An 8,398-nucleotide genomic window follows, 5' to 3' on the forward strand; every position below is an offset into this window, starting at 1 on the left:
TACGCTCCCACCGACGAGAACCGCTACAGTAGACACCCGTCACCGGTGAGCAGTTTCACCGAGCAAAACTGAGCACTTTCGCTGAGCGCCATCACAACGAACATCGTCGCGTAGAAACGGGTCGTGATCTCTTCGATCATCGCGCCGAGGACGGGCAGCGTCTCCTTAACGATCACGGCAGATTTCGAGCTGAGCATCGGCGGGCCTCTCACACGAGTCCGGGCTATAGCACCACCATCGGCGAACCTCGATACACCACCGTTGCGATGGCGTTAACTGCAAGAAACCGGTTACTCACATCCGCGGCTCGGCGACTTCAACTGGCGGCGGCCCCGACGACGCTGGGGTCGGTCATGCAGGCACCGTAGCCACGTGCTGCAATCAAACCCATGGCGGACGACCACGAGGCAGTACTGCGGCTGCTCGGGTCGACCAGCGAGCTCGGCGACGACGACCTGTCCCGGCTCTATGCCTACCCGCAGCCCTACCCGGAACGCCAAGCCACCTGGCTGCGCGCCAATTTCATCGCCAGCCTCGACGGCGGCGCCACCGTCGCCGGAAGGTCGGGCGGGCTGGCCGGGCCCGGCGACCGGGTACTGTTCAGCCTGCTGCGCGAGCATGCCGACGTCATCGTGGTCGGCGCCGGTACGGTGCGCACCGAGAACTACGGGAGTGTGCGTCTCGGCGTCACCCAGCGCCAGCACCGGCGGGCCCGCGGGCAAGGAGAAGTGCCGCCGCTGGCGATCGTCACCAGATCCGGCCGCCTCGACCGCGACCTGCCGGTGTTCACCAGGACCGAAGTCCCGCCCCTGGTGCTGACCTGTGCGGCTGCCACCGATGAGACGGCAGACCAGCTGGCCGGACTCGCCGAGGTGATCAACTGCTCGGCCGGCGACCCCGACCGGGTTGACGAGGCCGCCGCGCTGACCGCGCTCAGCGCACGCGGCCAGCACCGGGTGCTCACCGAGGGCGGTCCGACGCTGCTGGGTTCGTTCATAGAGTGCGACCTGCTCGACGAGCTGTGCCTGACCGTGGCCCCCTACGTCGTCGGTGGCCAGGCCCCCCGCATCGCGGCCGGTCCCGGCCAGGTGCGGACCCCGATGCGCCGCGCCCATCTACTCACCGACGGCGCCGGCTACCTCTACGCCCGTTATGTCAGGAGCACCTGAAGCAGCGGTCGCTATCGTGGTGCCTATGACTCGGCCGGCCACCCGCACCAGGCGAGCCGTGCTGCTCTTCGCGGCGATCACGCTGCTGGCCGGCTGTGCGCCGCCCACCCTGGCCGCCAACCCGCGTTTTGCCACCGACTCCGGCGCCGGACCCCAGGGGCAGCCAGAGGCGACGCCGCAGGCCGGCCCGCCGCCGATCGCCGTGCCGAAGAACAAGCTGCCCTGGCACGACTGCACCGCGCGGGTGTTCGGCGATGCGGCGGTCACGCCGGCGGCGGGTGTCAAATTGGACTGCGCCAGCTACGACTCCGACGTCGACTCGCTCGGGGGCGGATCTTCACTGGTGAGCATCGGCGTGGTCCGTGCCCGCTCGGTGCAGACCCCGGCCGACGCCGGACCGGTGGTGTTCACCACCGGCTGGGACCTGCCGTCGTCTTTGCAGCTGCCGGTCTGGCTGTCGCGGGCCGGTGCCGACGTGCTGCGCACCCACCCGATCGTCGCGGTGGACCGCCGCGGAATGGGGATGTCGAGCGCGGTGGATTGCCGAGACCGTTTGCAACGTCAGGAGATGTGGAACCAGGCGCAATTCGAGCCGGGCGATGACCCGGTGGCCAACTTGGGCAAGGTCGTGACCGAGGCCACCACCGACTGCACCGACATCATTTCGTCCGGCGAGTCCTCCTACGACAACGCACACGCCGCCACCGACATCGAACGGCTGCGCAGCATCTGGGATGTGCCGGCACTTGCCCTGATCGGCGTCGGCAACGGCGCCCAGATCGCGATGAGCTACGCCGCGTCACATACCGACAAGGTGGCCAGGCTGGCGCTCGACTCGCCGATCGCGCTGGGGGTGGGCGCCGAAGCCGCCGCCGAGCAGCGGGTCAAAGGGCAGCAGGCCGCTCTCGACGCGTTCGCTGCGCAGTGCGTCGCGGTGAACTGCGCGCTCGGCCCCGACCCGAAGGGCGTCGTCGACGCGCTGCTGGCCGCCGCCCGGTCCGGCAACGGTCCCGGCGGCGCCTCGGTGTCCGCGGTGGTCCGTGCGATCATCGTCGCCTTGGGCTACCCCACCGGTGACCGGGTCGCCAGCACCACCGACCTGGCCAATGCGCTGGCGACCGCGCGCTCCGGGGACGCCAACCTGTTGACCAGTCTGATCAACCGGGCTGAAGCGATCCAGGCCAGCGACGGCCGGTTCGTCAACTCGTGCGCAGACGCGCTCGACCGTCCGACCCCGGACCGGGTTCGCGAGTTGGTGGTCGCCTGGGGCAAGCAGTACCCGCAGTTCGGCACCGTCGCGGCGCTCGACCTGGTGAAGTGCCTGAGCTGGCCGAGCAGCACCGCATCGGAACCGCCGAAGGACCTCAAGGTCGACGTGCTGCTGCTCGGCGTGCACGACGACCCGATCGTCGGCGCCGAGGGGGTCGCGGCCACCACCGCCACCGTCATCAACGGCGGTGCGGCCAGCAAGCGGGTGATGTGGCAGGGCATCGGTCACGGCGCCAGCATCTACTCGTCCTGTGCGGTACCGCCGCTGATCAAATACCTGGACAGCGGCGAACTGCCCGACACCGACACCTACTGCCCGGCCTGAGCCAGCCTTACGGTCGGCACCGCGCGGATCCGGTGTACGGTGCGCTGGTGACGTCAGCCGAGCACATCCGCGCCGGCCTGCTGGCCGCGTTCCGCCCGCCCACCAGCGCGCCCGGCGCCTCGACGGTGCTGCGCTCGATGCTGTGGCCTGCGGCCGTCCTGTCGGTGATCCACCGCAGCGTGGTGCTGACCACCAACGGCAACATCACCGACGACTTCAAGCCGGTCTATCGGGCCGTGCTGAATTTCCGGCACGGCCTGGACATCTACAACGAGCACTTCGACTACGTCGACCCCCACTACCTCTACCCGCCCGGCGGCACCCTGCTGATGGCGCCGTTCGGGCTCCTGCCGGAGACGGTGTCGCGGTACACGTTCATCCTGGTCAACCTCCTCGCCATCCTGATCGCCGCCTACCTGTTGCTGCGGCTGTTCGGCTACACGTTGACGTCGGTGGCGGCCCCGGCGCTGCTGCTGGCCATGTTCTGCACCGAGAGCGTGACCAACACCCTGGTGTTCACCAACATCAACGGGGCGGTCCTACTGGCCGAGGTGCTGTTCTTCCGGTGGCTGCTCGACGGGCGCGTCGGGCGCCAGTGGTGGGCGGGTGTGGCGATCGGATTGACTCTGGTGGTCAAACCCGTGCTGCTGCCGCTGCTGCTGCTGCCGCTGCTGAGCCGGCAGTGGCGAGCGCTGGTGACCGCGATCGGCGTGCCGCTGGCGTTCAACCTGGCCGCCTGGCCGTTGGTGCCCGACCCGATGGACTTCGTCACCCGCACGCTGCCCTACATCCTCGGCACCCGGGACTACTTCAACTCCTCGATCCTGGGCAACGGGGTGTTCTTCGGACTGCCGACTGCGCTGATCCTGTTCCTGCGGGTGCTGTTCGCGGCGATCGCGGGTGTCAGCCTGTGGCTGCTGTACCGCTACTATCTCACCCGCGATCCGCTGTTCTGGGTGCTGACCTCGTCGGGGGTGCTGCTGATCGCGTCGTTTCTGGTGTTGTCACTAGGGCAGGGCTACTACTCGATGGTGCTGTTCCCGTTCCTGATGACGGTGGTGCTGCCGAACTCGGTGCTGCGCAACTGGCCGGCGTGGCTGGGCATCTACGGCTTCATGACGCTGGACCGCTGGTTGCTGTTCAACTGGATGTTTATCGGGCGTCCGCTGGAGTATCTGAAGATCACCTACGGCTGGTGTTTGGTGCTGATCGTGGTCTGCGCGGTGCTGTGCTTCCGTTACCTGGACGCCCGAGAGGAGAGTCGGCTGGACGACGGCATCGACCCGGCCTGGCTGACGGCCGCAAAGCAGCACGCTAGCGTGGAGATATGACGCCGAAATCGTCCGGTATCCCCTGCCCGAAGCTCGGACTCACCGATGCGCAATGGCGCGAGAGGCTCACGCCGGAAGAGTTTTCGGTGCTGCGCCGAGCGGGCACCGAACCGCCACACACCGGTCAGTACACCGACACCACCACCGAGGGTGTCTACCAGTGTCGGGCCTGCGGCGCCGAATTGTTCCGCAGCACCGAGAAATTCCACTCCCACTGCGGCTGGCCGTCGTTCTTCGACCCGGCGAACTCCGAAGCGGTGATCCTGCACCCCGACGACTCGCTGGGCATGGTCCGCACCGAAGTGCTGTGCGCCAACTGCAACAGCCACCTGGGCCATGTGTTCACCGGCGAGGGCTACCCCACCCCGACCGACCAGCGGTACTGCATCAACTCGATTTGTTTGCGCTTGGTGCCGGCTTGAGTGTCGAGACTGTAGTTGCCGTGGCCGTCACTCGCGCGCACTTTTGCACGCTAACTACAGTTTCGGTGTAACGAGTCGACCCGTCACGGCAGCGAGGCGACCAACCGCTCGACGTCCACTCGCGCACCGGTGTAAAACGGGGTCTCTGCGCGGGTGTGCAGGCGAGCATCGGTGTTGCGCAGGTCACGCATCAGATCGACGATGCGGTCCAGTTCCGGCGCTTCGAAGGCCAGCAGCCACTCGTAGTCGCCCAGCGCGAACGCGGGCACGGTGTTGGCACGAACCTCCTTGTACGCCCGGGCTTTCATGCCGTGCTCGGCCAGCATCCGGCGCCGCTCCTCTTCGGGCAGCAGATACCACTGGTAAGACCGCACGAACGGGTAGACACAGATGTAGGCGCCCGGTTCTTCGCCGGCCAGAAACGCCGGGATGTGGCTTTTGTTGAATTCCGCGGGCCGGTGCAACCCCACACTGCTCCACACCGGCGTGCAGCTGCGTCCCAGCGTGGTGGTGCGCCGAAAGTCGGCATAGGTGGCTTGCAGCGCTTCAACCCGCTCGGCGTGTGTCCACATCATGAAGTCCGCGTCAGCGCGCAGACCCGCGATGTCGTAGAGACCGCGTACCACGACGCCCCGCTCTTCCTGCTGTTTGATGAAGGTGGCGGTCTCGTCGGCAATCTCTTCCCGGTTGTGCGATCCTGCGTCGAGCCCGCCGGGTCGCACCGAGAACACCGAGAACATCAGGTACCGCAGGGTGGCGTTCAGCGCGTCGTAGTCGAGGTGCGCCATAAAGCCATCGTGCCACGGGCTACTACCCAGCGGAGGTGGCGCTGGTCACAGCCGCGACCGCCCGGTCGGCCGTTGCGATGCAGGCAGGAACCCCGATTCCGTTCAGGAAATTGCCCGCGACGGCCATCGTCGGCGGTAACCCGGCGAGCAACTCGGCGACCAGTTCGCCGTGGCCGGGCCGATACTGCGGCATCGCGTCGGCCCAGCGCTGCACTCGGGCTTCGACCGGGTCGACGGTGACACCGAAGACAGTGTCGAGATCGCGCACCGCCCAGCTCAGCAGCTCGTCGTCGGAGGCCCGGCCGACAAGGTCAGGGATGTCGCCGAACCGGCCGAACGACAACCGCAGCAACTCCACGGACGGGTGATCGCCGTCACTGGGATCGCTACCCCAGATCCCCCACTTGCGTGACGACAGCGTGATCGCCTTGGCACGCACCGGTTCGCCGTCGACCACCAGCACACCGGAGCTGTCCGGGAACGCCGCGCCGCCGACCACCCCGAGCGCCACCACCGTCGAGGATGCGCTGTCGATCCTCTCCGCGGCCGCCGCGGTGCGCGGTGCGACGCCGCTGGCCAGCCGGGCCAGTCCCGGGGCGGGCACCGCCAGGATCAGTGCGTCGGCGTGCCAGCGGCCGCCGGCGTCATCACGCAGCGTCCAGCCGCCCGGGCCACCGCCGATTTCTGCCACCGCGGCCTGAATCCAGCGCAACCCGCTGCGGCGGACCAGCGCATCGACCAGCACCGCATAGCCGCCGGTCACCGCAGCGAACACCGGTGCACCGCGATGTGGCGGCAGTGCCCGGCGGACCGCGTCGGTGAGGCTGGAGGCACCGCGGTCGAGTTCAGCGGCCAGGCCCGGCACCGCCGACCGCACCCCGACGGTCGCAGCCGAGCCGGCGTACACCCCACCGATCAGCGGGTCCACCGAGCGGGCCACCACCTGCTCACCGAACCGGTCGGCCACCAGCTCGGCCACACTGAGGTCGCTGCCGGGCCGCCAGCACAGCCGGCGGGCGGATTCTCCGTCGATGCGGGCGATCGTTTCATGGTCGACCAACCCGATCATGGACTTCGCCGACGACGGGATCCCGCTGAGCGTGTCCGGCGGCAACGGGTTCAGTTTGTGCCGACTGTAGAGCAGCGGCCGGGCGCCGGTGGTGGCCGACTGCCGCTCCGCCAGGCCGAGCTCTTCCAGCAGGGCGGGCACCTCCGGCCGACGGGCCACGAACGCCTCGGCGCCCACCTCCATCGGGACACCGGCGAGCTGCTCGGTTCGCAGCACCCCGCCGAGCCGGTCGCCCGGGTCGAACAGCGTGATGTCGGCGTCGTCGCCGACCGTCGCCCGCAACCGGTATGCAACGGCTAACCCGGAAATACCGCCCCCGACAATATGATACGAGGTTGTCACAGCGAATGTACCAGCGACACCAGCTCGGTGAGCACGCCCGGGTCGGTCTCCGGCAGCACCCCGTGCCCGAGGTTGAAGACGTGCCCTGACGCTCCGGCGTCGATGGCGCGGCGGCCGTCGTCGACCACGGCGTGCGCCGCACGCTGCACCACCGGCCAGCCCGCCAGCAGCACCGCCGGGTCCAGGTTGCCCTGCAGGACGACGCCGGCGCCGGTCCGGGTGGCGGCATCGGTCAGCGCCGTCCGCCAGTCCACCCCGATCACCGCCGCCCGGGCCGGCTTGAGTGCTTGGGCCATTGCACCCAGCAGCTCGGCGGTGCCGACCCCGAAGTGCGTCATCGGCACATCCTGATCTCCACGGTCGGCCAGCGCAGCGAACACCCGGGCACTGTGCGGCAGCACATGGGAGCGGTAGTCGGCCAGCGACAGCGTTCCGGCCCACGAGTCGAACATCTGTATCGCATCCACCCCGGCGTCGAGCTGCATGGCCAGGAACGCGATGGTCAGGTCGGTCAGCTTCGTCATCAAGGCGTGCCAACTGTCCGGGGTGCCGAGCATCATCGCCTTGGTGCGGGCGTGGGTGCGGCTCGGACCGCCCTCGACCAGATAGGAGGCCAGGGTGAATGGCGCACCCGCGAAACCGATCAGCGGCACCTCGCCGAGTGTCTTCACCAGCAGCGCCACCGCCGCCGCGACGGCCTCGATATGTTGCGGGTCAAGAGGTTTCAATGCGGCGATGTCGGCCTCGCTGCGCACCGGCGACGCAATCACCGGCCCGACGTCCGCGACGAGGTCCACGTCGACGCCGGCCCCAAGCAGCGGCACCACGATGTCAGAGAACACGATCGCCGCGTCGACATGGTGGCGACGCACCGGCTGCAGTGTGACCTCACAGATCAACTCGGCGTCCAGGCAGGCCTCCAGCATGCTGTGCCGTGCCCGCAGCACCCGGTATTCCGGCAGCGACCGGCCAGCCTGCCGCATGAACCACACCGGCACCCGGCTGGGTTTGCGGCCGGCCGCGGCGACCAGATACGGCGAATCGGGCAGTTCACGACGGGTAGTCATCGGGTTCAATGCTGCCACGAGGCTGATCGCGGGTTGGCGGATGATCGCACGGAATCAATGTCTGGCCCGGTCGCTAGTATCGCTAGCATGTTCGATGGGATGGCCGAGGCGGCTGCGGTGCTGGTTGATCGGATGACCGCGGCGACGCGGGCGGAGAACCGGGCCGCTGGTGAGCGGTTGGCCGCGGTCAGTGAGCTCGATCTGCTGTGGTTGCGCCGTTGGGGAAAGTGCGAGACCTGAGCCAGTGATACCGCGTCGCTGATCACCGGCGAGATCGCTGCGACGTTGCGGATCAGCCGCAACTGGGCCGAAAGCTATCTGTATGACGCCCGGGCGATGCGCACCCGCCTACCCCGAGTGGGGGAGTTGCTGCGCGCCGGAGATATCAGCTACGCGATGTTTCGCACCATCGTCTAGCCCACCGATGTGATCACCGATCCCGAGGTGCTGGCGGCCGTGGATGCCACCCTGGCGCAGCGCGCGCAGCGGTGGCCGCCGATGACGCGCAGCCGGCTCTTCGGCTATGCCGACAAGATCGTGGCCCACGCCGACGCCGATGCGCTGCGCCGGCGCCGCGAACAGCAGGCCGACCGGGAGTTTTCCATCTGGGACCACG

At 68.4% G+C, this 8,398-nt stretch carries 9 protein-coding genes and 1 pseudogene; 6 read left to right on the plus strand and 4 right to left on the minus strand.

Going from position 1 to position 8,398, the window contains the following annotated elements; genetic code table 11:
* Nucleotides 1-23: 23 nt before the first annotated feature.
* The gene (locus tag AC2VON_RS17720) at nt 24-212 is read right to left on the minus strand and encodes a hypothetical protein (RefSeq protein WP_486954122.1); all 189 of its coding nucleotides are present in this window, start codon (nt 210-212) and stop codon (nt 24-26) included.
* 177 nt (nt 213-389) lie between these two features.
* Here AC2VON_RS17720 and AC2VON_RS17725 point away from each other — a divergent pair, with 177 nt between their 5' ends.
* From AC2VON_RS17725 to msrB, 4 genes are read left to right on the plus strand one after another with little or no spacing between them, the layout of a single operon-like run.
* Entirely contained in the window at nt 390-1,169 is a 780-nt protein-coding gene (locus AC2VON_RS17725) for a pyrimidine reductase family protein (protein WP_486954123.1), read from the plus strand.
* Nucleotides 1,170-1,194: 25 nt separating this feature from the next.
* On the plus strand, nt 1,195-2,763 hold the full coding sequence (locus tag AC2VON_RS17730) for an alpha/beta hydrolase (protein WP_486954124.1): 1,569 nt from the start codon (nt 1,195-1,197) through the stop codon (nt 2,761-2,763).
* A gap of 32 nt (nt 2,764-2,795) precedes the next feature.
* On the plus strand, nt 2,796-4,094 hold the full coding sequence (gene aftC / locus AC2VON_RS17735; protein ID WP_486954125.1) for an arabinofuranan 3-O-arabinosyltransferase: 1,299 nt from the start codon (nt 2,796-2,798) through the stop codon (nt 4,092-4,094).
* Between the two features lie 17 nt (nt 4,095-4,111).
* A complete protein-coding gene (gene msrB / locus AC2VON_RS17740; RefSeq protein WP_486954130.1) occupies nt 4,112-4,516 on the plus strand; it encodes a peptide-methionine (R)-S-oxide reductase MsrB in 405 nt (134 codons plus the stop codon).
* A gap of 83 nt (nt 4,517-4,599) precedes the next feature.
* On the opposite strand, the gene hemQ is transcribed toward msrB, so the two are convergent.
* The 3 genes from hemQ to hemE are packed head-to-tail and all read right to left on the minus strand — an operon-like array spanning nt 4,600 to nt 7,782.
* On the minus strand, nt 4,600-5,304 hold the full coding sequence (gene hemQ / locus AC2VON_RS17745) for a hydrogen peroxide-dependent heme synthase (RefSeq protein ID WP_486954126.1): 705 nt from the start codon (nt 5,302-5,304) through the stop codon (nt 4,600-4,602).
* 22 nt (nt 5,305-5,326) lie between these two features.
* Nucleotides 5,327-6,715 carry a protoporphyrinogen oxidase gene (locus AC2VON_RS17750; protein ID WP_486954127.1) on the minus strand — a complete coding sequence of 463 codons (1,389 nt, stop codon included), beginning with the start codon at nt 6,713-6,715 and terminating at the stop codon, nt 5,327-5,329.
* Nucleotides 6,712-7,782: a uroporphyrinogen decarboxylase gene (gene hemE, locus AC2VON_RS17755; protein WP_486954128.1), complete on the minus strand. Its 1,071-nt coding sequence runs from the start codon at nt 7,780-7,782 to the stop codon at nt 6,712-6,714. Before hemE ends, AC2VON_RS17750 begins: the two co-directional genes overlap by 4 nt.
* Nucleotides 7,783-7,869: 87 nt before the next feature.
* On the opposite strand from hemE, the gene AC2VON_RS17760 reads away from it, so the two are divergent.
* Together AC2VON_RS17760 and AC2VON_RS17765 are read left to right on the plus strand one after the other, a co-directional pair.
* Nucleotides 7,870-8,022, plus strand: a complete 153-nt coding sequence (locus AC2VON_RS17760) for a hypothetical protein (RefSeq protein ID WP_486954129.1) — start codon at nt 7,870-7,872, stop codon at nt 8,020-8,022.
* 45 nt (nt 8,023-8,067) lie between these two features.
* Nucleotides 8,068-8,398, plus strand: a pseudogene (locus AC2VON_RS17765) (DUF222 domain-containing protein); the annotation flags it as partial.

This window comes from Mycobacterium sp. TH-M82 (assembly GCF_057473605.1).

Bases quoted from the DNA above. Each gene is read 5' to 3' on its own strand.
- AC2VON_RS17725 (WP_486954123.1), top strand. From the start codon at position 390: ATGGCGGACGACCACGAGGCAGTACTGCGGCTGCTCGGGTCGACCAGC.
- AC2VON_RS17730 (WP_486954124.1), top strand. From the start codon at position 1,195: ATGACTCGGCCGGCCACCCGCACCAGGCGAGCCGTGCTGCTCTTCGCG.
- hemQ (WP_486954126.1), bottom strand. From the start codon at position 5,304: ATGGCGCACCTCGACTACGACGCGCTGAACGCCACCCTGCGGTACCTG.
- hemE (WP_486954128.1), bottom strand. From the start codon at position 7,782: ATGACTACCCGTCGTGAACTGCCCGATTCGCCGTATCTGGTCGCCGCG.
- AC2VON_RS17760 (WP_486954129.1), top strand. From the start codon at position 7,870: ATGTTCGATGGGATGGCCGAGGCGGCTGCGGTGCTGGTTGATCGGATG.